We start from the raw sequence: 24,458 nt of genomic DNA, 5'->3' as shown, positions 1-24,458 counted from the left end.
GCCGTTTGAAGCCCTTTGCGGCGGTTGGAGTTGTTCCAAAAGAAGCGGCTGGACCTGATCGCACATATCGCTATATTTTTTAGGATATAGCGGACTGCCGTTCCGGAGCCCTCGATGGAAATTAAAGTCAGATCGCTCACGACCTGCGAGGTGGCCGCCGACGGGGGCGCGATCTCGCTGGGTTTCGAGGACGCGGCCGGAAATCCAGCCACGGTCAACGTTTCGCTGAATCAGGCCGGAGCGTTGATCATGACCCTTCCGGGATTGCTGGAGGCAGCATTGAAGGCCCGCTACGGCGACCAGAGCCTGCGCTATGCCTATCCGCTGGCGTCCTGGGTGCTGGAACAATCGACCGACACGACCCAGCGCATCATCACGCTTCAGACCGAGGACGGCTTCAAGGTCCGTTTCTCGATCCCGAAGGCCGAGCAGAGCCTGCTCGGCGAAGCGCTGACGCAGCCCATGCCCGGCGTGGCGGTGCGGCCGAACTAGCCGCGCTCAGGACTTGCGGGATCGGCCGATATCGCTCTTGAGCGCCAACAGCTCCTTGTGCACAGCGCGTGCAGCGTCACGCTCGATCTTGCGGTAGCGAGCAACGAGCTTCGCGCCAAAAGGCGTCAGCATCGCGCCGCCGCCGTTCTTGCCGCCGGCCTGCGGCTCCACGGCGGCATGTCCGCAGATGCGGTTGATCTCGTCCACGAGATCCCAGGCGCGCTTGTACGACATGTCCATGGCGCGGCCGGCCGCCGAGATCGAGCCGTGCTCGCGGATCTGCTCCAATAGCTCGATCTTGCCGGGGCCGATCCGATCCTCGCCGTCGAGGTCGATGCGAAGGCTGAGCTGGGGAAGCGGTTTGGCGCTCGCGCGCGGCATGACGGGCATCTCTTGGACTTTGCTTGATAAGATTGCCACTCTTGCCTGCCGCGGACAAGGTGAGGGCGCCGTATCGCATCAGCGCACGGCGTGCATCTCCAGAAACGCCTTCACGCCGGTCACGGCGCCCGTTTCCGACGGCACGTAGCCGGGCAGGCTGGCGACAGCGGCACGAAAATCGGCGCTGCGCATGATGTCGAGGATGCGCTGCATCGGCTCGGTGTCGAGGAAAGCGCGCTTGCAGACGAAGAAATAATCCTCGGTCACGATGCGAATGAAATCGAGGCCGAAATGCCGGGCGGCCGCCTCGACGCCGAAGCTCGCATCCGCCATGCCGCTCGCGACATAGGCGGCGACCGCGGCGTGGGTGAACTCGATCTGCTGCGCGCCGTTGATGCGGCTTTCGTCGATGCGGTGTGCGGCCAGCAACTGGTCGAACAGCAGGCGCGTGCCGGAATCATGGTCGCGGTTGACGAAGCGGATTTTTGGCCTGGTCAGGTCCTCGATCGTTTCGATGCCAAGCGGATTGCCGCGCGCGACCATCAGCCCCATCTCGCGCGTGACGAAGCTGATGACGCGGTCCTCGCGCGGATCGAGCCATTCGCGCGCGGCCTTGATGCCTTGTGCCCGCAGCGCGCCGTGCGGCAGATGCAGGCCGGAGAGATCGCAGGCGCCCTGCGCCAGCGAGACCAGCGAATGCTGGTTGCTGACATAGCGCAGGTCGACGCCGATGCCGGGCTCGCGGTCGAGGAATTCGCGCAGCTTTGCCACCGCAAAGCCGTGGCTGGCGTGCACGCGGATCACCGATGGGCGTTGCTCGAGGAACGGCTTGATCTCGCTTGCGAGCTCTTGCGCGAGGTTTTCGAGCTGCGGTCCCAGCCGGGCCTGCATGCGTTCGCCCGCCCATACCAGCCGCTCACCGAATGGCGTGAGCCTGGAGCCCTTGCCGCGCTGGGTTTCGACCAGCGGCGTGCCGAAGAACTCCGACCATTGCTCGATCAGATTCCAGACGTGCCGGTAGGAGAGGTGCGCGTCGGCGGCCGCGCTCGTGATCTTCCCGGTCTTCCGGATTTCGTTGAGCACGCCGAGCATGACCACCGCCGTGCGCGGACTGCCCTCCTGGCGAAACCGCCAAACTGCCTCGATCTCGATCTGGAGCATGAAGCAACCTTATGAAGTTGAGTTCATATGATGGGTGGGCCATAGGCACACCATATCATATTTACTGCGGCAAATATCCTCCTAATCTGGCATACCAGAACGGGAGAAAATATGATGTCTGTTGCATATGACTTTGCACATTCGCCGGCGACTGAGTTCATGGCCCGGCCGCAGCATCTGCTCATCGATGGCCGCCGCGTCCCCGCAAGCTCCGGCCGCACCTTCAAATCGATCAATCCCGCGACCGGGCAGGTCATCGCCACCATCGCAGAAGGCGGCGAGGCCGATGTCGAGCATGCGGTGGCGGCGGCGCGCCGGGCGTTCGAAGGCCCGTGGCGCACGATGCGCGCCTCCGAGCGCGGCCAGATCCTGCTGCGCTGGGCCGATCTGCTCAAGGCAAACGCCGAAGAAATCATCGAGCTCGAGTCGATCGATGCCGGCAAGCCGATCTCCGCGACGCTGCGCCAGGACTTCCCGGCCGCCGTCGACACGCTGATCTACTACGCCGGGTGGGCCGACAAGATCAGCGGCGACGTCGTGCCCGTGCGTGACGATGCCCTGACCTACACCGTGCGCGAGCCGGTCGGCGTGGTCGCGGCCATCGTGCCGTGGAATTTCCCGCTGATGATTGGGATGTGGAAGCTGGCGCCGGCGCTGGCCTGTGGCTGCACGATCGTGATGAAGCCGGCCGAGCTGACCTCGCTGTCGGCGCTGCGCATCGCCGAGCTCGCGCTTCAGGCCGGCCTGCCGGCGGGCGTCTTCAACGTCGTCACGGGCCCCGGCCGCGTCGTCGGCGACGCACTGGTCAATCACCCTGACGTCGACAAGGTCACCTTCACCGGCTCGCCGGGCGTGGGTCGTGGAATCATGAAAGGCGCGGCCGGCAACTTCAAGCGCGTCTCGCTCGAGCTCGGCGGCAAATCGGCCAATGTCATCTTCGACGATGCCGATCTCGAGGCGGCCTCGAAAGCCGCGGCCTCCGGCATCTTCTTCAACGCCGGCCAGGTGTGCTCGGCCGGCTCCCGCGTGCTGGTGCAGGAGAGGGCCTATGACGAAGTCGTCGAGCGTCTTGCCGCACGCGCCAAGTCGCTGAAGATGGGCGATCCGCTCGATCGCAAGACCGCGCTCGGTCCTGTCATCTCCGAGAAGCAGATGAAGTCGATCCTCGACTATGTCGACATCGGCCGGCAGGAGGGGGCGAGCCTCGTCACCGGCGGGACGCGGGTCGGCGAGCGCGGCTACTTCATCAGCCCCGCGGTGTTCGCGAATGTCGAACACGAGATGCGGATCTCGCAGGAGGAAATCTTCGGCCCCGTCGTCAGCGTCATCAAGTTCAGGGATGAGGCCGATGCTTTGCGGATCGCCAACGGCACCGCCTACAGCCTCGCCGCCGGCGTCTGGAGCCGCGACATCGGCAAGCTCCAGCGTTTTGCCAAGCGGGCCCGCGCCGGCACGGTCTGGATGAATACTTATGGCTACACCGACGTGCGCCTGCCCTGGGGCGGCGAACGCGACTCCGGCCTCGGCCGCGAGCACGGCACCGCCGCGCTCGACAATTTCACCGAGCCGAAGGCGGTGTGGATGAACCTGGCCGTCTGATACCTCCCGAGCGGCCAAGCCTGGAGCCCGCCTGATCGTCCGGTCAGGCGGGCTCTCTTTTCGAGATCGATAAAATTGTCTGCATTCCGCTTATCGGCGGCAAACCCTGCGAACAAGAAGCACGGCGCCTTAAACCAGAGCTTTGGAACCGATGCGCATGCTGCCCGCAAAAGGGTGGGGCATCAGCATGTCTATTCTCAAGGAGATCGTCGCTGCGGTCGCGGGAGTCTACGCACTCCTGTTCGTCTGCGACGCATTGTTCGGGGTCGGCGAGGTGCGCTTCGACGACGCCTATTACCGCGCCAGCTTCTACGCGCCGCGGCCAAAGGAATTCCGCTTCGCCGGCGATACGCCGCCGGCAGTCCGCGTCAGCGATGCCTTCGCGCAGTTCGCGCCGGGCGAAGCCAAGCCGAACCGGCGCTACTCGTCGCTGACGACGATCATTCGCTAACGCCTCACTCGCCCTGGATCCATTCCGCCACGCCGCGCCACAACGTGTCGCGGTGCTCGGGGCGGAAGAAGCCGAAATGGCCGATCGCCTTGGCGCCGACGTCGGACGGCTTCACCGTCAGCACCTCCGGCTTGATCGCCGTGAACCCGCCGGCGAGCAGTTCGACCGCCGGGCGCGTCGCCCAGGGATCGTCGGAGAAGCACAGGGCGCGCAGCTCGCCCTTGAATTTGGCGAAGTTCTCCAGCGCGGGCAGTTTTGAATCGAAGAGATAGCGCGGGCTCGAGACCCAGTCGGCCCATTGCAGGAACACGCCCTTGGGCAAATCCTCGCCAATGCCGGCCCAGCCCGGGGCGTATCCGAGCGCGTGGGCGAGCGGCACGCCAATGAGGTTCATGAAGGCGAGGACGCGATATTTCTCCGGCGAGGTCATCAGCCGCCAGGTCGCCGCCTGCGAGGCGACGAACGCGGCGCGCGCGATGTCGCTGTTGTTCGCGATCAGCCCGAGCGCCTGGCCGCCGAAGGAGTGGCCGATATAGGCGAGCGGCAGGGTGTTGTAGCGCTCGCGCATCCAGCTCACCGCGGCGGTGACGTCGAGCGCGGCCCAGTCCGACATCGAGGCCTTGAAGCCGACCAGCGATTTCGGCTGGTTGTAGCCGACCATCGCCGGCAGCCGGGAGTCGCCGATGCCGCGATAGTCGTAGGTCAGCACCGCGCAGCCGCGATGGGCGAGATAGGAGGCAAAGCCGCGATAGATCTTTCGCGGGACAGCGGTGGCCGAGTTGATCAGGACGGCATTGCGCTTGGTGGCGCGCGGCAGGAACAGGGTGCCGGCCAGCGCATACCCGTCGGTCGCCGGGAAGCTGATCTCGTCGATGAAAACGTCGTCGCGCGCCGCGTCCATGGGCAGCCGGTGTCCTGCCAGTTTCCTTGCCGCTCCCAAGCAAATGCGAATTTGGCTTTCCCTGCAAGGGTTTGCAGTGCGAAATGGATTTACAACTGGCGGTCCTGTGCCAGCCTGTGTATAAGGCGGCCCTCGCAACCCACAGATCAGGTTGTGCTTTTTGCTTCACGGAGAGATTGCGATGTCCGAGCGGTGGACGCCCGAGTCCTGGCGCAGCAAGCCGGTGCTACAGGTGCCCGATTATCCCGACGCCAAGGCTTTGGCCGACGTCGAGGCGCAGCTTGCGACCTTTCCGCCGCTGGTGTTCGCGGGCGAGGCGCGCAACCTGAAGAAGGCCTTGGGGCGCGTTGCGGCGGGCGAAGCCTTCCTGCTCCAGGGCGGCGACTGCGCCGAGAGCTTTGCCGAGCACGGCGCCAACAACATCCGCGACTTCTTCCGCGTGCTGCTCCAGATGGCGGTGGTGCTGACCTATGCCGGCGCCGTGCCGGTGGTGAAGGTCGGCCGCATCGCGGGCCAGTTCGCCAAGCCGCGCTCCTCGCCGACCGAAAAGATCAACGGCGTCGAGCTGCCGAGCTATCGCGGCGACATCGTCAACGACATCGCCTTCACCAAGGAAGCGCGCGTGCCGGATCCGCAGCGCCAGCTGATGGCTTATCGCCAGTCGGCCGCGACGCTGAACCTGCTGCGCGCGTTTGCGACGGGCGGCTTTGCCAATCTCGGCAGCGTGCATCAATGGATGCTCGGCTTCCTCAAGGACTCGCCGCAGTCCCGCCGCTACAAGGAGCTGGCCGACCGCATCTCGGACGCGCTCAACTTCATGCGCGCCTGCGGCCTCGATCTCGAGAGCCATCCGGAGCTGCGCGCCACCGACTTCTACACCAGCCACGAAGCGCTGCTGCTCGGCTACGAGCAGGCCATGACCCGCGTCGATTCCACCACCGGGGACTGGTACGCGACATCAGGCCACATGATCTGGATCGGCGACCGCACCCGCCAGCTCGACCACGGCCATATCGAATATTTCCGCGGCATCAAGAACCCGATCGGGCTGAAGTGCGGCCCGTCGCTGAAGCCCGACGAATTGCTGAAGCTGATCGACGTGCTTAACCCCGACAACGAGCCCGGCCGGCTGACGCTGATCGGCCGCTTCGGCTCCGACAAGGTCGGCGAGCACCTGCCGAACATGATCCGCACCGTGAAGCGCGAGGGCAGGGTGGTGGTCTGGTCGTGCGATCCCATGCACGGCAACACCATCACCTCGACGTCGGGCTACAAGACGCGGCCGTTCGACCGCATCCTGTCCGAGGTGAAGTCGTTCTTCGCGATCCATGCCGCCGAAGGCACCCATGCCGGCGGCGTGCATCTGGAGATGACCGGCCAGGACGTCACCGAATGCCTCGGCGGCGCCCGCGCGATCACGGACGAGGATCTCAACGACCGCTATCACACGGTCTGCGATCCCCGCCTCAACGCCGAGCAATCCATCGACATGGCTTTCCTGGTCGCCGAGCTGCTCAAGCAGGAACGCGCCGGCAAAGTCAAGCCGATGCCGGTCGCCGCGGGGCTCTAAGACCTTGCTGCGGATCTGGAAGGCCACGATCAACTCCCGTAACGGTCTGGCCTTTGCACTTCGATCGGAGCAGGCAGTCCGCGAGGAGATCTTTGCGCTCCTGCTGTCGCTGCCGCTGGCCTGGTTCATCGGCGCGACCGCGATGCGCGCGGTCGAGCTGGTCTGTACTGTCGCGTTCGTGCTGGTGGTCGAGCTGCTCAACACCGCGGTGGAAAAGCTCGCCGACCGCCTGACGCTCGATCACGACAAGCAGATCGGGCAGGTCAAGGACATGGGCTCGGCGGCCGTCGGCGTCGCGCTGCTGATGGCCGGTGCGTTCTGGATCTTTGCCATCGTCGAGCGGTTGGGTTTCGTCTAAAGCGCTCATCGCGCTTCAGGTTGTCGTTTGAGCATGATCTTCTCGGAAAACCGCTCCACACTTTTCCGGATCATGCTCTAGCCATTGGATCGGACAGGGGCGGCCATGACCGTACGTCTCAACGCATTCGCGGTCACGCTGGCCCAGCTCAACCCGACCGTCGGCGACGTCGAGGGCAATGCCGCCAAGGCGCGGGCCGCGCGCGTGCGGGCAGCCGCCGATGGTGCCGATCTCGTGCTGTTTCCGGAATTGTTCATCGCAGGCTACCCGCCGGAAGACCTGGTGCAGAAGCCGGCCTTCCAGGCCGCCTGCCGGGCCGCGATCGAAAGCCTTGCGCGTGAGACCGCCGATGGCGGGCCGGCGATGCTTGTCGGCACGCCCTGGGTCGAGGACGGCAGGCTCTACAATGCCTGCGCGCTGCTCGAGGGCGGCTGCATCGCCGGCTTGCGCTTCAAGTGCAATCTGCCGAATTACGGCGTGTTCGACGAGAAGCGGCTGTTTGCGCGCGGGCCCGCCGCGGGGCCGATGACCGTGTGCGGCGTGCGCATCGGCGTGCCGATCTGCGAGGACATCTGGCTGGAGGAGTCCGAGGATTACGAGAACGTGGTCGAGACGCTGGCCGAGACCGGCGCCGAGATCATCCTGGTGCCGAACGGCTCGCCCTATGCCCGCGACAAGAACGACGTGCGCCTGTCGGTCGCGGTCGCGCGGGTGACCGAGAGCGGCCTGCCGCTGGTCTATCTCAACCAGGTCGGCGGCCAGGACGAGCTGGTGTTCGACGGCGCCTCGTTCGCGCTCAACGGCGATCTCTCGCTCGCGGCCCAATTGCCGGCGTTCGAGGAAAGCGTCACCACGTTGCGCTTCACTCGCAACGGCGACGATTGGCGCTGCGCCGGGCCGATCGCTGCGCAGACGGAAGGCGACCACGGCGACTACGCGGCCTGCGTGGTGGGCCTTCGCGACTACGTCGCCAAGAACGGCTTTCCCGGCGTGCTGCTCGGCATTTCCGGCGGCATCGATTCCGCGCTGTGTGCGGCGATCGCGGTCGACGCGCTCGGCGCCGACCAGGTGCATGGCGTGATGCTGCCCTATCGCTACACTGCGGCAAGCTCGATCGCGGACGCCGGCGAGCTCGCGGGCCATCTCGGCATCCGCTACGAGGTCCTGCCGATCGCGGAAGCCGTGACCGGCTTCGAGACCATTCTCTCAGGCATCTTCAAGAACCTGCCGCCAGATATCACCGAGGAAAACCTTCAGGCCCGTACCCGCGGCACGCTGCTGATGGCGATCTCCAACAAGACCGGTCTGATGGTGGTGACAACAGGCAACAAGTCGGAAATGTCGGTCGGCTACGCCACGCTCTATGGCGACATGAACGGCGGCTTCAACCCGATCAAGGACATCTACAAGACGCAGGTGTTCCGGTTGGCGGCGCTGCGCAACAGCTGGAAGCCTGAAGGCGCGCTCGGGCCCGCGGGTGAGGTCATTCCGCCTGATATTATCACGCGTCCGCCGACGGCGGAGCTGCGCGAGAACCAGACCGACCAGGATTCATTGCCGCCTTACGAGGTGCTCGATGCCATCCTCGAGCGCCTGGTCGAACGCGAGGAGCCGCTGGACCGGATCATCGCCGCCGGCTTCGACCGCGAGACGGTCACCCGCATCGACCATCTGCTCAACGTCGCCGAATACAAGCGCCGCCAGGCCGCACCCGGCGTGAAGGTGACGGCCAGGAATTTCGGCCGCGACCGCCGCTATCCCATCACCAACCGCTTTCGCGACAGGGGCGAGCCGCTGCCCGCCCCGGACGAGACGCTGGTCTCGCGCGGCAGCAAGGCGTCGATCGACGCGTTCGAAGGCTGAGCTCCAGCCTTGAGCGAGCGGGCCCTATGACGGGGTTGCGAAGAACAGCACCCGAAGCAAGTGCGTGTATTCGGATTCGAGCACCATGATCGACACAAATACCAATACCGCGATCGGCGGCAGCAGGATGGCATAGGCCAAGGCCAGTCGCTCCCAGGCCATGTGCATGAAGACGGCGACGATCAGGCCGGCCTTCAACACCATGAACAGCAGGATCAGCGACCACCTCAGATAGCCATGCAGGCCAAAGTAGTCGACGAGGTAGGAGCATGTGCTGAGGACGAACAACCAGCCCCAGACCACGAGGTAGAGCTTGATCGGGTGCTGTTGACCCTTGGTGTGAACGGCGCCTGTAACGACTGCGCCAGACGCAGGAGCGTGGAGCGTGCCTTCCATGTGTACCGTCGCGTTTGTCATGCGCCGACCTCACCAAAGGTAGAAGAATGCAAAGATGAACACCCACACGAGGTCGACGAAGTGCCAGTACAGCCCGGTGATCTCGACGATCTCGTAATAGCCCTTGCGGCTTGTGAAAAAGCCGCGTCTCTCGATATCGAAGTCTCCCCGCCAGACCTTTCGCGCGATCGCGATCAGGAAGATCACGCCGATCGTCACGTGGGTGCCGTGGAAACCCGTGATCATGAAAAAGCTTGAGCCAAACTGCGCCGCGCCCCATGGATTGCCCCAGGGTCGAACACCCTCCATGATCAACTTGGTCCATTCGAACGCCTGCATTCCGACGAATGTTGCGCCAAATGCCGCCGTGATCAGCATCAGGATTGCGGTTCTCACGCGATCCCTGCGGTAGCCGAAATTGACCGCCATCGCCATTGTTCCGCTGCTGCTGATCAGGACGAAGGTCATGATGGCGATCAGGATCAGGGGGATGTGTTTGCCCCCGATATTGAGGGCGAAGACTTCGCTGGGATTCGGCCACGGCACGGTCGTCGACATGCGCGCCGTCATGTAGGAGAGCAGGAAGCAACTGAAGATGAAGGTGTCGCTGAGGAGGAAGATCCACATCATGGCCTTGCCCCAGGACACGTTCTTGAAGGCGCGCTGATCGGATGCCCAGTCGGCGGCGATGCCACGCCAGCCTTCAAGCCGCGCAGTCGATTGGCCCGAATTTGTCAGCATGGTCTCAGCCATCTGGTCTCGCCTCCCTAGCTCAGCAATTGGCGGCAGATGTTGACGAAATCATCGGTCCAGCCCGTGAGAAGACCGAGCAGGACAAGCCAGACCAGCAGCAGGAAATGCCAGTAGATGGCGCACAGTTCCACGCTCAATCGCATCTCGGCGATCTCGGCGCCACGCCACATCTTGGCTGAGGTTCGGCCCAAGGCCACCAGACCGCCCGTCAGATGCAGCCCGTGCACCGCGGTCAACAGGTAGAAGAAGGAATTCGCCGGATTGGACGCCACGAAATATCCGGCGGCCCCGAGCCGCTGCCAGGCCAGCAGCTGTCCGGCGAGGAAGATCACGGCAGATGCTCCGCCAACGAGCAGACCGATCATGACGCTCTCGGTATCGTGTCGCCCGGCAGCCACGTACGACCATTGCAGCGCGACACTGCTCAGGACCAGGACGCCCGTGTTGACCCACAGCAGCCGCGGTACCGGCAGCGGCCGCCAGTCCACCACGCTCATGCGCATCGAATAGGCGCTGATGAACAGGACGAATAATGCGCTCGCGACGGCGAGAAACACGCCAAGTCCGACCTTCGCTGCCGGCCAGGTCATGCTATCGCCGCCGGGGAAGTCACCGACCGTGCCCTCCTCCAGCCAGGGCTTGGCCGTCAGCCGCTGCTGCGACAGCCACCATCCGGCGATCATCGCAAGCACAGCCAGGAACAGGATGATGGCGCTCACGAAGCAGCTCCCTGAACGAGCTGCGTCGCGCGTGGCGGCTGGTTCTGCGGGATGAAGTCCTCCGCGGCGCCAGGCACACTGTAGTCATAGGCCCAGCGGTACACGATCGGGAGCTCCTTGCCCCAGTTGCCGTGCCCTGGGGGCGTCTCCGGCGTCTGCCACTCCAGCGTCGTCGCCCGCCACGGATTGCCGCCCGAGGCCTCACCCTTGAACAGGCTCCAGACAAGATTGAACAGGAACACCATCTGGCTGAACCCGACGGTCAGGGCCACCACGGAGATGAAGGCGTTCAGTGAATGGGCCGAGGGCGGAATGAACGCCGCGTCGCCGAGTTCGAAATACCGGCGCGGAACCCCGAGCAGTCCAAGATAGTGCATGGGGAAGAAGATCAGGTAGGCGCCGAGGAAGGTGACCCAGAAGTGAAACTTGCCGAGGACGTCGTTCAGCATCCGTCCCGTGACCTTGGGGTACCAATGATAGATCGCGCCCAGCACGACCATGATCGGCGCCACGCCCATCACCATGTGGAAATGCGCGACCACGAACATGGTATCCGAGAGGGGCACGTCCACGACGACGTTGCCGAGGAAGAGGCCGGTGAGGCCGCCATTCACGAAGGTGATGATGAAGCCGAGGGCGAACAGCATCGGCACCCTGAGATGAATGTCGCCGCGCCACAGGGTCAGCACCCAGTTATAGACCTTGATCGCTGTGGGGATTGCAATGATGAGTGTCGTGGTGGCGAAGAAGTACCCGAATTGCGGGAACATGCCGCTCACATACATGTGGTGCGCCCATACGACGAAGCTGAGCGCACCAATCCCCACGATGGCCCAGACCATCATGCGGTAACCGAAGATGTTCTTGCGCGCATGCGTGCTGATCAGGTCGGAGACGATGCCGAAGGCGGGCAGGGCGACGATGTAGACCTCCGGGTGGCCGAAGAACCAGAACAGGTGCTGGAAGAGCAGCGGGCTGCCGCCGCCATATTTCGACAGCTGTCCCATCTCGACGAGGGAGGGCATGAAGAAGCTGGTTCCCAGCAGACGGTCGAGCAGCAGCATGACCGAGGCAACGAAGAGTGCAGGGAATGCCAGCAACGCCATGACGGTCGCCGTGAAAATGCCCCACACCGTCAGGGGCAGGCGCATCAACGTCATGCCGCGGGTGCGCGCCTGGAGCACCGTGACCACGTAGTTCAGCCCGCCCATGGTGAAGCCGATGATGAACAGGATCAGGGACGACATCATGAGAATGATGCCCCAATCCTGCCCGGGCGTTCCGGAGAGGATGGCTTGCGGCGGGTATAGCGTCCAGCCGGCGCCGGTGGGGCCGCCGGGCACGAAGAATGTCGAGGCCAGCACCAGGACTGCGAGCAGGTAGACCCAGTAGCTCAGCATGTTCACATAAGGGAAGACCATGTCCCGGGCGCCGACCATCAGCGGGATCAGGTAGTTGCCGAAGCCGCCCAGGAACAACGCGGTGAGCAGATAGATCACCATGATCATGCCGTGCATGGTGATGAACTGGAGGTACTGGTTGGCATCGATGAAAGAGAAGGTGCCGGGGAACCCCAGTTGCAGCCGCATCAGCCACGACAGCACCAGAGCCACCAGCCCGATGGCCGAGGCCGTCAGCGAATACTGAATGGCGATCACCTTGGCGTCCTGCGAGAAGACATACCGTGTCCACCAGCTCCTTGGATGATAGAGCTCGACCTCAGGTACTTCGGCAGGCGGGATGCCTGTGATCCCTTCATATGGAATATCGACCATAGAAACCTCCTCGGTCGTTTCCATCGGGGGCGAGGCGTTGGCCTCATGCACCCGATCCATCTTCGCGGCGGCAGCTTGCTACTTGCCACCGGATTGGTACGTCGCCTTCACGAGGGCCTTTGCCGGCGACAATTCGGCAAACGTCTTTTGTTGCTCCAGCCAAGCGTGATATTCACGCTCTTCGTCGATGATGACCTTGGCCCGCATCTGATAATGAGCAGCGCCACAAAGCTCCGCACATAGAACATCGAACGTTCCGGTTCGGATCGGCTTGATCCAGAAATAGGTGACCATGCCTGGGACCATGTCCATCTTGGCCCGGAATTCGGGCACGTAGAAATCGTGCAGGACATCAACCGAGCGGAGGAGAACCTTGACCGGCTTTCCCACTTGAAGGTGCAGGTCGCCGTTCTCGATCACGACGTCGTCCTGCGCGTGTGAGTCGTCGCGATTGAGCCCCATCGGATTGTCGGAAGCGATGTTGCGGACATCGGATGTGCCCAACTGCCCATCCTTGCCCGGAAGGCGGAAGCTCCATTGCCATTGCTGGCCCATGACCTCGAGCTCGGTGGCGTCCGCAGGCACCGTCACGAACTGATGCCAGACCACGAGGCCAGGCGCCAGCATGGCCGCGACGCCGACGCCGGTTCCGACGCTCAGCCACCATTCGAGCCTTTTGTTTTCCGGATTGTAGTCAGCCCGTCTTCCCTCTTTGTGGTGAAAGCGGAAGACGCAATAAGCCATGAAGGCGATGACCGCGACGAAAACAAAGCCCGTGATCCAGAACGTGATGTTGATGGTGTGGTCGATATAGACCCAGTTGGTGGCGATCGGCGTCCACCACCACGGGCTGTAGAGGTGAAAAAGCACCGAGCCGATCGCGACCAGAAGCAGTATCAATGCGACAGCCATCCTGATCCATCCTTGCCACCGAAGGCTGCGGATACGAATCCAGGGGCGGAGCTCGCGTCTGTCGCGATGGCTGACTTTTTCTAGGCTGGCATATGCTTCTATGCTGACATATGCGCCATCGCCGCGCCTCTTGCCTCGCCCCTTCAACCGGTCGCGATATCAAGAGAAAATTCGCGACCGCCGATCTCACCGGAGCTGGGGGCGTCTACGCTTCTAAAATGATCCCCCGCGAACCCGGCGTCAATAGCACGTCAACGCGCTTAGGTGGCGTGGGCGATCCATGTTGTCGTGCAGGCTGGCCATCGTCAGTCGCATTCTCGATGTGCATCGCACAAAATAGTGCGACGCATATTTCACCCAGCCGGGAGCGCTGGTCATTCCACATCGCGCGCGCTAAGATTGAGGTGCAGGTCGCGACGGGTTTCGTCCGGCTAAGCTCCTTCCTCGTTGAGCCTGGAACTGCCGTACTCGGCTCGATCGCGTCTCCCGCACATAAGGGCGGACACGCGTGGCCGGAAAGCGCGTGGTTCTCAGCCGCGACTTCAGAGGAGGGTGTGTCCATGGCCACTCTTTATTCCGACAAGATCGTAAAGCGCCACCTGTTCGGTGAGGCGGTCTCTTATCCCATTCGCAAGATCGGCTTGTCCGACTTGAGAGAGGTGCTGCGCCTGGGCTGGGAAGATTTCCAGGCGATGCCGAGTCACGCGATCGTCGTCTGTGTGATCTATCCTGTTCTCGGTCTCGTCCTGTTCAGGATGGTCCTCGGCTATTCGGTCCTGCCGCTGCTGTTTCCGCTGGCCGCCGGGTTTGCCTTGATCGGTCCCTTTGCCGCGATCGGCCTCTATGAACTCAGCCGTCGCCGTGAGCGCGGCGAGGAGGTCGATGCATGGGATGCGATCAAGGTGCTGCGCGCACCGTCCTTCGGCGCCATGCTCGAGCTCGGCGTGCTCCTGCTTGTCCTGTTCGGGGTCTGGATCGGCGTCGCGAACGCGATCTATGTCGCCATCTTCGGTCACGCGGCGGCTGCAACCATTCCCGACTTCGCAACCCGTGTGCTGACCACGCCGGAAGGATGGTCGCTCATCATCGTCGGTTGCGGTGTCGGCTTCCTGTTTGCGGTCGCGGCCCTATGCGTCAGCGTCGTATCGTTTCCGTTGATGCTCGATCGGCATGCGACGGCCATCGATGCGATCCGTACATCGCTGCAGGCGGTGGCCGCCAACCCGGTCGCGATGGCGGGGTGGGGGCTGATCGTCGCGGCGCTGCTCGTGATCGGCTCGCTGCCGTTCTTCGTCGGTCTCGCTGTCGTCCTCCCGGTGCTCGGTCATGCGACCTGGCACCTCTATCGGCGGGTGGTCGAGCCGAATCCGAATCCACCGGACGAGCCGTCGCCGCCCCCGAAGGGAAAGCGCTACGCAGCGGACTTTCCGGCCAATCTCTTCCCGTGGAGCCGCGAGGGAGAGCAGTAACAGTGAAACGGCTGTGCCCGGCGACCGCCTGCGCGAGGCACGACGGTTAGGGCCTACTTCTGCTGCTGCTGCGGCAGGAAGGTCGGGCCGACCGAGCGGATCGGCTTGTTCTCCGAACTCGTCGTCGGAGCCGTGCCGGTATCCGCCGGCGGTGTCGTGGCCGGCGCGGTGGCTGTCGTCGGCGCCTGAGGCGCACCCTTCTTGCCATTGGCGGCAGGCGTGCCCTTGTTGAGCCGCTGCTGCTGCATCTTCTTGGCGCTCTCCTCGGTGACGATGATGTCGCCTTGCTGCTCGGCCGCGGCCTTGTCGTCGGCCGACTTCAACGCGTCAGCCCAGGTCTGTCCCGCCGCCTTGCATGAGCAGGACGGGTTGAACTCGCTGCGGAATTTGAATGCGGTCGGCAGCGCCGTGTAGGGCTGGCCGCTGATGGAGACCGCGGAGTTCATGTCTTCGCCGGGATTGCGATGAGTATAGAGCACGGCTTCCGCGGCCGGGCACAGCGCCTTGCAGGTCTTCTCGTCGTCCGGGAAGCGCGCCGGCACGGTGGCAAACGAGACCGGGAAATAGGCGCCGTCGCAGGTGCGCACGCATACGGTGCGGTAGGTGCCGGATTGCGGGCCGAGATCGGAGGGCGGCACGGCTTGGGGATTGTTGGCGTTGTTGCCGCCGAACAGGTTGCTCAGGAAGTTGCCGCCGCCCTGCGACTGCACGGCGTTGGCATATTGCGGGCCGCAATTGTTCTGGGCGAGGGCCACCAGCACCGAGCGGCGCTGGCTGTCGCGCTCCGGGCTGAAGCCGCCGCCACCACGCAGGCGTTCGAGATTGCCGGTGATCTGGTCCAGATTGGCGCGCATCTGCTGGATCTGGGTGTTGTCCGGGCCGCACTGCGCCGACTGGCCGTTGAACAGCGAGAAGAAGCCGGAGGAATCGCAGCCCATGCGCTTGGCCTGCATGGTGACGCGGTCGAGCTCGGCCTGCTGCCTGGCCTGGGAATCCTGATAGCGGCGGATCTGGTCTTCGCGCGCGGGGTCACCGCCGCCGCCACGATCGAGCGCGGCGAGCTGGCCTTCCAATCGCACGCACATCGGATTGGGGCCGAGCCCGTTCTGGCCGGGCTGAGGCGGCGGTCCGGGCGGGCCGGCCTGCGCGAAGGCGCCGTTGGCAAGCATGACGGTGCTCAGGAGCACGGTGCAGGCAAGGATCGAGCGGGCACGGGAGAGAGTCAAAAATTCAGGCATATCCGCCATTCTAGCGAGGTCACGGCCCAATGTGACATGAGGGGCCGAAGCGCGCCCTCCCATAGCCGCTTCCTGCGGCATCGTCACGTCGTTTCAGGGGCCGAAGATTGGGCCTAAGGTCCGCCAGTTCCGAGCGAATTCAGCGCTGGCAGGTGATTGCGACATATTCGTCGCAATGGCCATGGGAGCAGTTTGCGCCGGTTTTGGGGACAGAGCCGGTAATTTCGTCGGGATCGACCCGGCGATAGGCCGAGGCCTGGGCAAAATCCCGTGACTGGCAATAGGTGCGCGCGACCTGCGCGCCGCACTTGTCACCCTTGGCCAGGCACTGGTCGATGCCGTAGCCGTCCGCCTGGTTGGCGATGATGAAGACGCGGGTCTCGGCGACTGCGCCGGACGCTGCGACGATGGAGGCACAGGAAATGAGCGCGAGTATGGATCGCATGAAAATACCGGGGCCGGGGGAACCGCCAGCATCTCGAATAAACTCAAAAGGTTAATGATGATGAACCATCATGGCGGGGCGGCCGTGCTTTGCGGAGATAGAACGGCATTTTCGCGGCTCTCTTGACGTGGGGCCGCCTCATAGCCCATATGTTCCCGCATGAACGGTCTCCTCGCCATTTGCACGATTTGCGAGATTACGAGCTAGCGATTCGCTGGCTGGAGCCGTCTTTTCTCAAAACCATTGAGAGCACTGGACGCCCGGCCAACAGCCGACGGGTATCCATATGGAATTGCGCCTCTACGATACGCTGACGAAGGAAAAGCGGCCGTTCGTGCCGCTCGATGCGAGCAACGTCCGCATGTATGTCTGCGGACCGACGGTCTATGACTTCGCCCATATCGGCAATGCCCGGCCGGTGATCGTGTTCGACGTGCTGTTTCGGCTGCTGCGCCATCTCTATGGCGAGGCGCACGTCAAATACGTCCGCAACATCACCGACGTCGACGACAAGATCAACGACCGCGCCGCGCGCGATTTTCCGGGCCTGCCGCTGAACGAGGCGATCCGCAAGGTCACCGAGCAGACGGGCAAGCAGTTTCACGCCGACGTCGATGCGCTCGGCGCGCTCAGGCCGAGTGTCGAGCCGCGCGCGACCGAGCATATCGGCGAGATGCGTGAGATCATCGAACGGCTCGTCGCCGGCGGCTTTGCCTATGTCGCCGAGGACCACGTGCTGTTCTCGCCGCAGGCGATGAACGCGGCCAATTCCACCCTGCCGCACTATGGCGCGCTGTCCAATCGTTCGCTGGACGAGATGATCGCGGGGGCACGCGTCGATGTCGCGCCCTACAAGCGGGACAACACCGACTTCGTGCTGTGGAAGCCGTCCAAGCCCGGCGAGCCGTCGTGGCCGTCGCCGGCCGGCATCGCTGCGCAGGGACGCCCAGGCTGGCACATCGAGTGCTCGGCGATGGCCTGGAAGCACCTCGGCGAGCACTTTGACATCCACGGTGGCGGCATCGATCTCGTGTTTCCGCATCACGAGAACGAGGTCGCCCAGACCTGCTGCGCCTTCCACCGGCCGCGCATGGCGAACTACTGGATGCACAACGGCTTCCTCCAGGTCGAAAGCGAGAAGATGTCGAAGAGCCTCGGCAACTTCATCACTATCCACGAGCTGCTGGCGGATTGGCCGGGCGAGGTGTTGCGCCTGAACATGCTGAAGACGCATTACCGTTCGCCGATCGACTGGACCATGAAATCGCTGGAGGAGAGCGCGAAGACGCTCGACGACTGGTATCGCGTCGCGGCCGACGTCGATCCCGGCCGGCCCGCCGCGTCCGTGGTCGAACCGCTGCTCGACGACCTCAACACCTCCCTGGCGATCGCGGCGCTGCATGGCCTGCGCAACAGCGACGTGAGCGCATTGGCGGGATCGCTGCGGCTGCTCGGCTTCCTCTCCGAAAGCGCCGCGCAGTGGGAAGATCGCAAGCAGCAGGCGAGCGGGGTCGATGCCGGGGAGGTCGAGCGCCTGATCTCGGAACGGACCGCAGCCCGTGGACGGAAAGACTTCAAAGAGTCCGACCGCATCCGCGATCAGCTCGCCGCGATGGGCGTTGCGATCAAGGACTCCAAGGAAGGGACGACCTGGGAGTTTTCGCGATGAAGCGGCCCGACACGCCTTTTCCGCGGCACTGGCTCTATTACATCGCGCTGAAGGTCCTGCTCCTCGCCGCCGCGGTGGCGCTGGCGCTCAAGCTCTATGGGATGTGGTGAAGACGATGGGACAGACTTTGCCAAAGCCGGGCTTGCGGCCCTTCCTGCCTGATGACGTGCCGGTGCTCGCCGCGATCTTCGCCGCGAGCATCGAGGAGCTGACCGGCGACGACTATAACGAGGCGCAGCAGCAGGCCTGGACGGAGGCTGCCGAAACCGAAGAGTTCGGCAAGCGGCTTGCCGCCGACCTGACGCTGATCGCGACGCTGGAGGGCTCGCCCGTGGGCTTCGCCTCGCTGCAAGGGGCCGACCATATCCGCATGCTCTATGTGCATCCGGCAGTCAGCGGGCAGGGCATCGCCACCATGCTGGTCGATGCGCTAGAGAAGCTTGCCGGCGGCCGCGGCGCGAAAAGCCTGTCGGTCGATGCCAGCGACACCGCGCAGGGCTTCTTCGCCAAGCGCGGCTATGTCGCCATGCAGCGCAACAGCATCACCGTCAACGACGAGTGGCTCGCCAACACCACCATGAAGAAGACGCTCGGAGCATCGCAATGAGCAAGGAGCGCCTCTATCTGTTCGACACCACGCTGCGCGACGGCGCGCAGACCAATGGCGTCGATTTCACGCTGACCGACAAGCAGATCATCGCGGCGATGCTGGACGAGCTCGGCATCGACTATGTCGAGGGTGGCTATCCCGGCGCCAATCCAACCGATACCGAGTTCTTCGGCAGCAAGCCGAAGTTCAATCACGCGCGGTTCACCGCCTTCGGCATGACGCGCCGGGCCGGGCGCTCGGTCTCCAACGATCCCGGCGTCGCCGGTCTGCTGGAAGCCAGGGCCGATGCGATCTGCTTCGTGGCAAAGTCCTCGGCCTATCAGGTGCGCGTCGCGCTGGAGACAACCAAGGAAGAAAACCTCGCTTCGATCCGCGACAGCGTCGCGGCGGCGAAGGCCGCCGGCCGCGAGGTGATGCTCGACTGCGAGCATTTCTTCGACGGCTACAAGGAGGACGCCAGCTTCGCGCTCGCCTGCGCGAAAGCCGCCTATGAGGCCGGCGCGCGCTGGGTGGTGCTGTGCGATACCAATGGAGGCACCATGCCGAACGAGATCGAGGCCATCGTCACCGAGGTGACCAAGCACATCCCCGGCGATCACGTCGGCATTCACGCCCATAACGACACCGAGCAGGCGGTGGCCAATTCGCTCGCCGCGGTGCGCGCCGGCGCGCGGCAGATCCAGGGCACGCTGAACGGCCTCGGCGAGCGCTGCGGCAACGCCAATCTCTGCTCGCTGATCCCGACGTTGAAACTGAAGAAGGAGTTTGCCGACGCCTTCGAGATCGGAGTCACGGCCGAGAAGCTGGCGACTCTCGTCAAGGTGTCGCGCACGCTTGACGATATGCTCAACCGCGTGCCGAACCGGCATGCGGCCTATGTCGGCGAGAGCGCCTTCGTCACCAAGACCGGCATTCACGCCTCCGCCGTGCTGAAGGATCCGCAGACCTACGAGCACGTCTTACCGGAACTGGTCGGCAATCACCGCAAGGTGCTGGTCTCGGACCAGGCCGGCCGCTCCAACGTCATCGCCGAGCTCGACCGCGCCGGCATCGCCTATGAAAAGAGCGATCCGAAGCTGACGCGTCTCGTCGAGGAGCTGAAGGAGCGCGAGGCGGCCGGCTACGCCTACGAATCCGCCAACGCCTCGTTCGATCTGCTGGCGCGCCGCACGCTCGGCAAGGTGCCGCAGTATTTCGAGGTCGAGCAGTTCGACGTCAATGTCGAGCAGCGCTACAACGCGCTCGGCGAGCGCGTCACGGTGGCGCTCGCGGTCGTCAAGGTCGACGTCGCCGGCGAGCATCTGATCTCGGCGGCCGAGGGCAACGGCCCCGTCAACGCACTCGACGTCGCCTTGCGAAAAGACCTCGGCAAGTACCAGAAATACATCGAGGGCCTGAAGCTGATCGACTACCGCGTGCGCATCCTCAATGGCGGCACCGGCGCGGTCACGCGCGTGCTGATCGAGAGCGAGGACGAGAACGGCGACAGCTGGACCACGGTCGGCGTGTCCCCGAACATCATCGACGCCTCGTTCCAGGCGCTGATGGATTCGGTGATCTACAAGCTCGTGAAATCGGGCGCGCCGGCGTAAGACCCGCTACGGCTGTCATACCCCGCGAAGGCGGGGTATCCAGTACGCCGCAGCTTCTCGGCAGTTCTCGGGCGTCTCGGAATACTGGATCGCCCGGTCAAGCCGGGCGATGACAGTTGGGGTGAGGAGGGCAGCACATGATCGACCACATCTCCGTCGGCGTCAGCGATCTCGATCGCTCCGCCACATTCTACGAGGCGACGCTCGCCGCCCTCGGCCTCACGCGTCTCGTCACGCGGCCGCGCACGGTCGGCTTCGGCAAGGCCTATCCTGAATTCTGGATCAATTTGCGCGAGGGCATGCCGCCCGTAGCCCCGGAGAGCGGCGTGCACATCTGCCTGCGGGCGAAGACGACGGCCGAGGTCGATGCGTTTCACGCCGCAGCGCTGTCCGCCGGCGGCGCATCCGACGGCGCGCCGGGCATCCGCCCGCACGATCGCGTGCGCTACTACGCGGCCTTCGTCGTCGATCCCGACGGCAACCGGATCGAGGCGGTGACGTTTCCTGCGGAGTAGGGCGTCAGAGCTTGCGCGCGACTTCCGGAGCGAGCTCTTTTTCCGCCTCGGCGAGCTTTGCCACGGCGGCCTTCAGCTTCGGCAGGATCTCCTCGACCCGATCGGCCTTGAGGATGTCGACCGAGAGGCCGGCACGGATGAACTCGGTCTGGCGCATGTGCGACAGCAGCGAGAACAGCGGCTCCCAGAAATTGTCGATATTGGCGAGCAGCACCGGCTTGGCGTGACGGCCGAGCTGCTTCCAGGTCAACTGCTCGACCAGCTCCTCCAGCGTGCCGACGCCGCCCGGCAGCGCCACGAAGGCGTCGGAGCGTTCGAACATCAGCCGCTTGCGCTCGTGCATGTCGGGGGTGACGATCATCTCCTGCACGCGCGTCAGCGCATTCTCGCGCATCCGCAGGAATTCGGGAATGATGCCGGTGACGGTGCCGCCGTTATCGAGGACTGAGGTTGCGACCGAGCCCATCAGGCCGAGCGAGCCGCCGCCATAGACCAAGCGAATGTTGTTCTCGGCGAGCGCCTTGCCGAACGCCTTGGCGCCTTCGGTGAAGCGGGGATTGGTTCCGGGGCCGGAGCCGCAATAGACACAGACGGTTTTGATCGTGCTCATTGGTGCCATGATGCATTGCAGCGAAGAGGCGTCAAGCCCAATCGGTGATTCGGACCTCCCGGAAATCTACCGGTAAATGGCGACAAACAATCAAAGATTCGCCATCTGGCGGGGTGCGCTCGCCCCCGGAAGCTTCTATATGACGAGCGAAAATCGTTAATCGCAGCGCGCCCGCATCCGGCGGGCTTTCAGGCTTCTTGATGGACCAACCTCATTCGCCGCCCGGCGCCGACGTGCCAGATCCCGCCGGCGGGCCGCTCGAGCGGGCCACCCTGATGGGCACGCTGGCGCATCTGTGGCCCTATATCTGGCCGGGCGACCGCTTCGACCTGAAGATGCGCGTGGTCTGGTCGATGGTGCTGCTGCTCGCCGCCAAGCTGATCACGCTGACGGTGCCGTTCAGCTTCAAATGGGCGACCGACGCGCTGACCGGCGCCAACACCGCGCCGGTGCTGCCCGACAATTGGCACCTCTGGGTGATCGCCTCGCCATTGCTGCTGACGGCCAGTTACGGCGCGACGCGCATCCTGATGGCGGTGCTGACGCAATGGCGCGACGGCCTCTTTGCGCGCGTCGCCATGCATGCGGTGCGCAAGCTCGCCACCATCACCTTCATTCACATGCACGAGCTGTCGCTGCGCTTCCACCTCGAGCGCAAGACCGGCGGCCTGACGCGCGTGCTCGAGCGCGGCCGCGAGGGCATCGAGGTCATCGTGCGCATGGTGATCCTCCAGCTGATCCCGACCATCGTCGAGGTTTCGCTGCTCCTGGCCGTGCTGCTCTGGCAGTTCGACTGGCGCTACGTGGTGGCGACGCTGATCACGGTCGCGGTCTACATGTACTACACCTACATCGCGACCGAGTGGCGGATCGGCATCCGCCGCAAGATGAACGATTCCGACACCGAGGCGAACACCAAGGCGATCGACTCGCTGCTCAACTACGAGACCGTGAAATATTTCGGCGCCGAGGCGCGCGAGGCGCAGCGCTACGACCGCTCGGTCGCGCGCTACGAGGAGTCGAGCGTCCAGGCCTATACGTCGCTCGCGGTGCTCAACACCGGCCAGGCCGTGATCTTCACGCTGGGGCTGACCGCGACCATGCTGATGTGCGCGATCGGCGTGCGCGACGGCACCAACACGGTCGGCGATTTCGTGCTGGTCAACGCCATGATGATCCAGCTCTACCAGCCCCTGAACTTCATGGGCATGGTCTATCGCGAGATCAAGCAGGCGATCATCGACATCGAGAAGATGTTTGGCGTGCTGGGACGCGAGGCCGAGATCAAGGACGCGCCCGATGCGCAGCCGCTGGTGGTCTCGGCCGGCAATCTGCGTTTCGAGGACGTGCGCTTCGCCTATGAGCCGGCGCGTCCGATCCTGAAGGGCATCAGCTTCGAGGTGCCGGCCGGCAAGACGGTCGCGATCGTCGGTCCGTCCGGCGCCGGCAAGTCGACTATCTCGCGGCTCCTGTTCCGCCTCTACGACATCTCCGGCGGCAGGATCCTGATCGACGGCCAGGATATCCGCGAGGTCACGCAGGCGAGCTTGCGCGCTTCCATCGGCATGGTGCCGCAGGACACCGTGCTGTTCAACGACACCATCCGCTACAACATCCGCTACGGCCGCTGGGACGCCAGCGACGCCGAGGTCGAGCAGGCGGCGCAGCTGGCGCAGATCGACAATTTCATCCGCATGGCGCCGAAGGGCTATGAGACCCAGGTCGGCGAGCGCGGCCTGAAACTGTCGGGCGGCGAGAAGCAGCGCGTCGCGATCGCGCGCACTGTCTTGAAGGCGCCGCCGATCCTGGTGCTGGACGAGGCGACCTCCGCGCTCGACACCCACACCGAGCACGAGATCCAGGGCGCGCTCGACCGCGTGGCGAAGAACCGCACCTCGCTGGTGATCGCGCACCGGCTCTCGACCATCGTCGGGGCCGACGAGATCATCGTGCTGGAGCAGGGCCGGATCGCCGAGCGTGGCACCCACGCAAAGCTGCTCGCGCAGGGCGGCCTCTATGCCAGCATGTGGAACAGGCAGCGCGAGGCGGAGGCCGCGCGCGAGAAGCTGGCCAAGATGGCCGATACCAGCGAGGCGCCCAACCGGGAGCCGCCGCCGGTCGAGGACGCCCTGACGACGCCTGCGGCTGCGGAGTGACCTTGTCTCCGGTCCCAACTCTGGCCTAAACAACTCCACCGCGCGGGACGACCTGCGCCATCAACCCTGAGCGGCAGATAGCGATGTCCATTCTCGATTCGATCCAGCGTCAGATCCCGCCGATCCACAAGGAGGGCTATCCCTTCATCGGCGGCTTTGCGGCGGCAAGCGTGATCCTGTTCTGGCTGTGGTCGCCGTTGGGGTGGATCGGCACCATCCTCACCGTGTGGTGCGCGCTGTTCTTCCGCGACCCCGTGCGGGTGACGCCGGTGCGCGAGGGGCTGGTGGTGTCGCCGGCCGACGGCCGCGTCTCGATGATCACCATGGCGCTGCCGCCGGCCGAGCTCGGGCTCGGCGACCGGCCGCTGCCGCGCATCTCGGTGTTCATGAGCGTGTTCAACTGCCACGTGAACCGCAGCCCGATCGCGGGCAGGGTGGACCGCATCGCCTACCGGCCCGGCCTCTTCATCAATGCCGAGCTCGACAAGGCGAGCGAGGACAACGAGCGCAACTCGCTGGTGATCACGACGCCCACGGCGCGCATCGGCGTGGTCCAGATCGCAGGCCTGATCGCCAAGCGCATCGTCTGCTTCGTCAGGGAGGGCCAGGCGATCGGCGCCGGCGAGCGGTTCGGCCTGATCCGCTTCGGCTCGCGCCTCGACGTCTATCTGCCTGTCGGCACCAAGGCGTTGGTGTCGGAAGGGCAGACCGCGATCGCCGGCGAGACGATTCTGGCCGATCTTGCCGGCGAGGACCCGAGCCGCGCCTACCGCGCCAATTAACCAATAAGTCGGTCCATGCGGGCCTTCCGCCGCAATGGCGG

At 64.4% G+C, this 24,458-nt stretch carries 24 protein-coding genes; 13 read left to right on the top strand and 11 right to left on the bottom strand.

What is annotated here, in order from left to right; all coding sequences use genetic code 11:
* Window positions 1-114: 114 nt before the first annotated feature.
* Entirely contained in the window at window positions 115-492 is a 378-nt protein-coding gene (locus tag BM118_RS06800) for a hypothetical protein (protein WP_092183368.1), read from the top strand.
* Window positions 493-498: 6 nt separating this feature from the next.
* Here the strand turns inward: BM118_RS06800 and BM118_RS06795 are convergent, their stop codons facing one another.
* Together BM118_RS06795 and BM118_RS06790 are read right to left on the bottom strand one after the other, a co-directional pair.
* Complete coding sequence (locus BM118_RS06795) at window positions 499-873, bottom strand: winged helix-turn-helix domain-containing protein (protein WP_092184317.1); 375 nt, start codon at window positions 871-873, stop codon at window positions 499-501.
* Window positions 874-951: 78 nt separating this feature from the next.
* Window positions 952-2,034, bottom strand: coding sequence for a substrate-binding domain-containing protein (locus tag BM118_RS06790; RefSeq protein ID WP_092183366.1), 1,083 nt, complete (start codon window positions 2,032-2,034; stop codon window positions 952-954).
* A gap of 114 nt (window positions 2,035-2,148) precedes the next feature.
* Here BM118_RS06790 and BM118_RS06785 point away from each other — a divergent pair, with 114 nt between their 5' ends.
* Window positions 2,149-3,633 carry an aldehyde dehydrogenase family protein gene (locus BM118_RS06785; protein ID WP_177234142.1) on the top strand — a complete coding sequence of 495 codons (1,485 nt, stop codon included), beginning with the start codon at window positions 2,149-2,151 and terminating at the stop codon, window positions 3,631-3,633.
* Between the two features lie 187 nt (window positions 3,634-3,820).
* The gene (locus tag BM118_RS06780) at window positions 3,821-4,084 is read left to right on the top strand and encodes a hypothetical protein (RefSeq protein ID WP_092184315.1); all 264 of its coding nucleotides are present in this window, start codon (window positions 3,821-3,823) and stop codon (window positions 4,082-4,084) included.
* Window positions 4,085-4,088: 4 nt separating this feature from the next.
* On the opposite strand, the gene BM118_RS06775 is transcribed toward BM118_RS06780, so the two are convergent.
* On the bottom strand, window positions 4,089-4,985 hold the full coding sequence (locus BM118_RS06775) for an alpha/beta hydrolase family protein (RefSeq protein WP_092183362.1): 897 nt from the start codon (window positions 4,983-4,985) through the stop codon (window positions 4,089-4,091).
* Window positions 4,986-5,166: 181 nt separating this feature from the next.
* Here BM118_RS06775 and BM118_RS06770 point away from each other — a divergent pair, with 181 nt between their 5' ends.
* The 3 genes from BM118_RS06770 to BM118_RS06760 all read left to right on the top strand — a co-directional run bounded on the left by BM118_RS06770 (window position 5,167) and on the right by BM118_RS06760 (window position 8,776).
* Window positions 5,167-6,555, top strand: coding sequence for a class II 3-deoxy-7-phosphoheptulonate synthase (locus tag BM118_RS06770; RefSeq protein WP_092183360.1), 1,389 nt, complete (start codon window positions 5,167-5,169; stop codon window positions 6,553-6,555).
* A 4-nt stretch (window positions 6,556-6,559) separates the two neighbouring features.
* Window positions 6,560-6,913 (top strand): diacylglycerol kinase, encoded by a 354-nt coding sequence (locus BM118_RS06765; protein WP_092183358.1) that lies wholly within the window; start codon window positions 6,560-6,562, stop codon window positions 6,911-6,913.
* 105 nt (window positions 6,914-7,018) lie between these two features.
* Complete coding sequence (locus BM118_RS06760; RefSeq protein WP_092183356.1) at window positions 7,019-8,776, top strand: NAD+ synthase; 1,758 nt, start codon at window positions 7,019-7,021, stop codon at window positions 8,774-8,776.
* 24 nt (window positions 8,777-8,800) lie between these two features.
* Here BM118_RS06760 and BM118_RS06755 read toward each other — a convergent pair whose 3' ends face one another.
* The 5 genes from BM118_RS06755 to BM118_RS06735 all read right to left on the bottom strand — a co-directional run bounded on the left by BM118_RS06755 (window position 8,801) and on the right by BM118_RS06735 (window position 13,331).
* Entirely contained in the window at window positions 8,801-9,193 is a 393-nt protein-coding gene (locus BM118_RS06755; RefSeq protein WP_177234064.1) for a cytochrome C oxidase subunit IV family protein, read from the bottom strand.
* A 9-nt stretch (window positions 9,194-9,202) separates the two neighbouring features.
* On the bottom strand, window positions 9,203-9,925 hold the full coding sequence (locus BM118_RS06750; protein WP_092183352.1) for a heme-copper oxidase subunit III family protein: 723 nt from the start codon (window positions 9,923-9,925) through the stop codon (window positions 9,203-9,205).
* Between the two features lie 14 nt (window positions 9,926-9,939).
* The gene (locus BM118_RS06745) at window positions 9,940-10,644 is read right to left on the bottom strand and encodes a cytochrome c oxidase subunit 3 (protein ID WP_092183350.1); all 705 of its coding nucleotides are present in this window, start codon (window positions 10,642-10,644) and stop codon (window positions 9,940-9,942) included.
* A complete protein-coding gene (locus tag BM118_RS06740) occupies window positions 10,641-12,419 on the bottom strand; it encodes a cbb3-type cytochrome c oxidase subunit I (RefSeq protein WP_092184312.1) in 1,779 nt (592 codons plus the stop codon). The genes BM118_RS06745 and BM118_RS06740 overlap by 4 nt, the downstream gene beginning before the upstream one ends.
* Before the next feature lie 78 nt (window positions 12,420-12,497).
* Complete coding sequence (locus BM118_RS06735; RefSeq protein WP_092183348.1) at window positions 12,498-13,331, bottom strand: cytochrome c oxidase subunit II; 834 nt, start codon at window positions 13,329-13,331, stop codon at window positions 12,498-12,500.
* A 560-nt stretch (window positions 13,332-13,891) separates the two neighbouring features.
* Between BM118_RS06735 and BM118_RS06725 the strand changes: the two genes are divergently transcribed.
* Window positions 13,892-14,800: a DUF2189 domain-containing protein gene (locus BM118_RS06725; RefSeq protein WP_177234141.1), complete on the top strand. Its 909-nt coding sequence runs from the start codon at window positions 13,892-13,894 to the stop codon at window positions 14,798-14,800.
* Window positions 14,801-14,853: 53 nt separating this feature from the next.
* Here BM118_RS06725 and BM118_RS06720 read toward each other — a convergent pair whose 3' ends face one another.
* Window positions 14,854-16,047 carry a DUF2865 domain-containing protein gene (locus BM118_RS06720; RefSeq protein ID WP_092183342.1) on the bottom strand — a complete coding sequence of 398 codons (1,194 nt, stop codon included), beginning with the start codon at window positions 16,045-16,047 and terminating at the stop codon, window positions 14,854-14,856.
* Between the two features lie 130 nt (window positions 16,048-16,177).
* Complete coding sequence (locus tag BM118_RS06715; protein ID WP_092183340.1) at window positions 16,178-16,483, bottom strand: hypothetical protein; 306 nt, start codon at window positions 16,481-16,483, stop codon at window positions 16,178-16,180.
* A 286-nt stretch (window positions 16,484-16,769) separates the two neighbouring features.
* Between BM118_RS06715 and cysS the strand changes: the two genes are divergently transcribed.
* From cysS to BM118_RS06695, 4 genes are all read left to right on the top strand, one after another.
* Window positions 16,770-18,152, top strand: coding sequence for a cysteine--tRNA ligase (gene cysS / locus BM118_RS06710; protein ID WP_092183338.1), 1,383 nt, complete (start codon window positions 16,770-16,772; stop codon window positions 18,150-18,152).
* A 115-nt stretch (window positions 18,153-18,267) separates the two neighbouring features.
* On the top strand, window positions 18,268-18,759 hold the full coding sequence (locus tag BM118_RS06705) for a GNAT family N-acetyltransferase (RefSeq protein WP_177234063.1): 492 nt from the start codon (window positions 18,268-18,270) through the stop codon (window positions 18,757-18,759).
* Window positions 18,756-20,354 carry a citramalate synthase gene (cimA, locus tag BM118_RS06700; protein ID WP_092183333.1) on the top strand — a complete coding sequence of 533 codons (1,599 nt, stop codon included), beginning with the start codon at window positions 18,756-18,758 and terminating at the stop codon, window positions 20,352-20,354. Before BM118_RS06705 ends, cimA begins: the two co-directional genes overlap by 4 nt.
* A 137-nt stretch (window positions 20,355-20,491) precedes the next feature.
* The gene (locus BM118_RS06695; protein WP_060911549.1) at window positions 20,492-20,869 is read left to right on the top strand and encodes a VOC family protein; all 378 of its coding nucleotides are present in this window, start codon (window positions 20,492-20,494) and stop codon (window positions 20,867-20,869) included.
* 4 nt (window positions 20,870-20,873) lie between these two features.
* On the opposite strand, the gene BM118_RS06690 is transcribed toward BM118_RS06695, so the two are convergent.
* The gene (locus BM118_RS06690; RefSeq protein ID WP_177234062.1) at window positions 20,874-21,479 is read right to left on the bottom strand and encodes an LOG family protein; all 606 of its coding nucleotides are present in this window, start codon (window positions 21,477-21,479) and stop codon (window positions 20,874-20,876) included.
* Between the two features lie 200 nt (window positions 21,480-21,679).
* Here BM118_RS06690 and BM118_RS06685 point away from each other — a divergent pair, with 200 nt between their 5' ends.
* Together BM118_RS06685 and BM118_RS06680 are read left to right on the top strand one after the other, a co-directional pair.
* Window positions 21,680-23,635 carry an ABCB family ABC transporter ATP-binding protein/permease gene (locus tag BM118_RS06685; RefSeq protein WP_092183329.1) on the top strand — a complete coding sequence of 652 codons (1,956 nt, stop codon included), beginning with the start codon at window positions 21,680-21,682 and terminating at the stop codon, window positions 23,633-23,635.
* Between the two features lie 77 nt (window positions 23,636-23,712).
* Window positions 23,713-24,417, top strand: a complete 705-nt coding sequence (locus BM118_RS06680; protein ID WP_283806357.1) for a phosphatidylserine decarboxylase — start codon at window positions 23,713-23,715, stop codon at window positions 24,415-24,417.
* Window positions 24,418-24,458: the final 41 nt, after the last annotated feature.

This window comes from Bradyrhizobium sp. cf659, assembly GCF_900113725.1.
Classification (GTDB): Bacteria; Pseudomonadota; Alphaproteobacteria; order Rhizobiales; family Xanthobacteraceae; genus Bradyrhizobium.
Note: the sequence above shows the minus strand (reverse complement) of the source record. Positions and strands in the feature narration are given on the sequence as shown.

Bases quoted from the DNA above. Each gene is read 5' to 3' on its own strand.
- BM118_RS06800 (WP_092183368.1), top strand. From the start codon at position 115: ATGGAAATTAAAGTCAGATCGCTCACGACCTGCGAGGTGGCCGCCGAC.
- BM118_RS06795 (WP_092184317.1), bottom strand. From the start codon at position 873: ATGCCGCGCGCGAGCGCCAAACCGCTTCCCCAGCTCAGCCTTCGCATC.
- BM118_RS06790 (WP_092183366.1), bottom strand. From the start codon at position 2,034: ATGCTCCAGATCGAGATCGAGGCAGTTTGGCGGTTTCGCCAGGAGGGC.
- BM118_RS06785 (WP_177234142.1), top strand. From the start codon at position 2,149: ATGTCTGTTGCATATGACTTTGCACATTCGCCGGCGACTGAGTTCATG.
- BM118_RS06780 (WP_092184315.1), top strand. From the start codon at position 3,821: ATGTCTATTCTCAAGGAGATCGTCGCTGCGGTCGCGGGAGTCTACGCA.
- BM118_RS06775 (WP_092183362.1), bottom strand. From the start codon at position 4,985: ATGGACGCGGCGCGCGACGACGTTTTCATCGACGAGATCAGCTTCCCG.
- BM118_RS06770 (WP_092183360.1), top strand. From the start codon at position 5,167: ATGTCCGAGCGGTGGACGCCCGAGTCCTGGCGCAGCAAGCCGGTGCTA.
- BM118_RS06760 (WP_092183356.1), top strand. From the start codon at position 7,019: ATGACCGTACGTCTCAACGCATTCGCGGTCACGCTGGCCCAGCTCAAC.
- BM118_RS06755 (WP_177234064.1), bottom strand. From the start codon at position 9,193: ATGACAAACGCGACGGTACACATGGAAGGCACGCTCCACGCTCCTGCG.
- BM118_RS06750 (WP_092183352.1), bottom strand. From the start codon at position 9,925: ATGGCTGAGACCATGCTGACAAATTCGGGCCAATCGACTGCGCGGCTT.
- BM118_RS06740 (WP_092184312.1), bottom strand. From the start codon at position 12,419: ATGGTCGATATTCCATATGAAGGGATCACAGGCATCCCGCCTGCCGAA.
- BM118_RS06735 (WP_092183348.1), bottom strand. From the start codon at position 13,331: ATGGCTGTCGCATTGATACTGCTTCTGGTCGCGATCGGCTCGGTGCTT.
- BM118_RS06725 (WP_177234141.1), top strand. From the start codon at position 13,892: ATGGCCACTCTTTATTCCGACAAGATCGTAAAGCGCCACCTGTTCGGT.
- BM118_RS06720 (WP_092183342.1), bottom strand. From the start codon at position 16,047: ATGGCGGATATGCCTGAATTTTTGACTCTCTCCCGTGCCCGCTCGATC.
- BM118_RS06715 (WP_092183340.1), bottom strand. From the start codon at position 16,483: ATGCGATCCATACTCGCGCTCATTTCCTGTGCCTCCATCGTCGCAGCG.
- cysS (WP_092183338.1), top strand. From the start codon at position 16,770: ATGGAATTGCGCCTCTACGATACGCTGACGAAGGAAAAGCGGCCGTTC.
- BM118_RS06705 (WP_177234063.1), top strand. From the start codon at position 18,268: ATGGGACAGACTTTGCCAAAGCCGGGCTTGCGGCCCTTCCTGCCTGAT.
- cimA (WP_092183333.1), top strand. From the start codon at position 18,756: ATGAGCAAGGAGCGCCTCTATCTGTTCGACACCACGCTGCGCGACGGC.
- BM118_RS06695 (WP_060911549.1), top strand. From the start codon at position 20,492: ATGATCGACCACATCTCCGTCGGCGTCAGCGATCTCGATCGCTCCGCC.
- BM118_RS06690 (WP_177234062.1), bottom strand. From the start codon at position 21,479: ATGAGCACGATCAAAACCGTCTGTGTCTATTGCGGCTCCGGCCCCGGA.
- BM118_RS06685 (WP_092183329.1), top strand. From the start codon at position 21,680: ATGGACCAACCTCATTCGCCGCCCGGCGCCGACGTGCCAGATCCCGCC.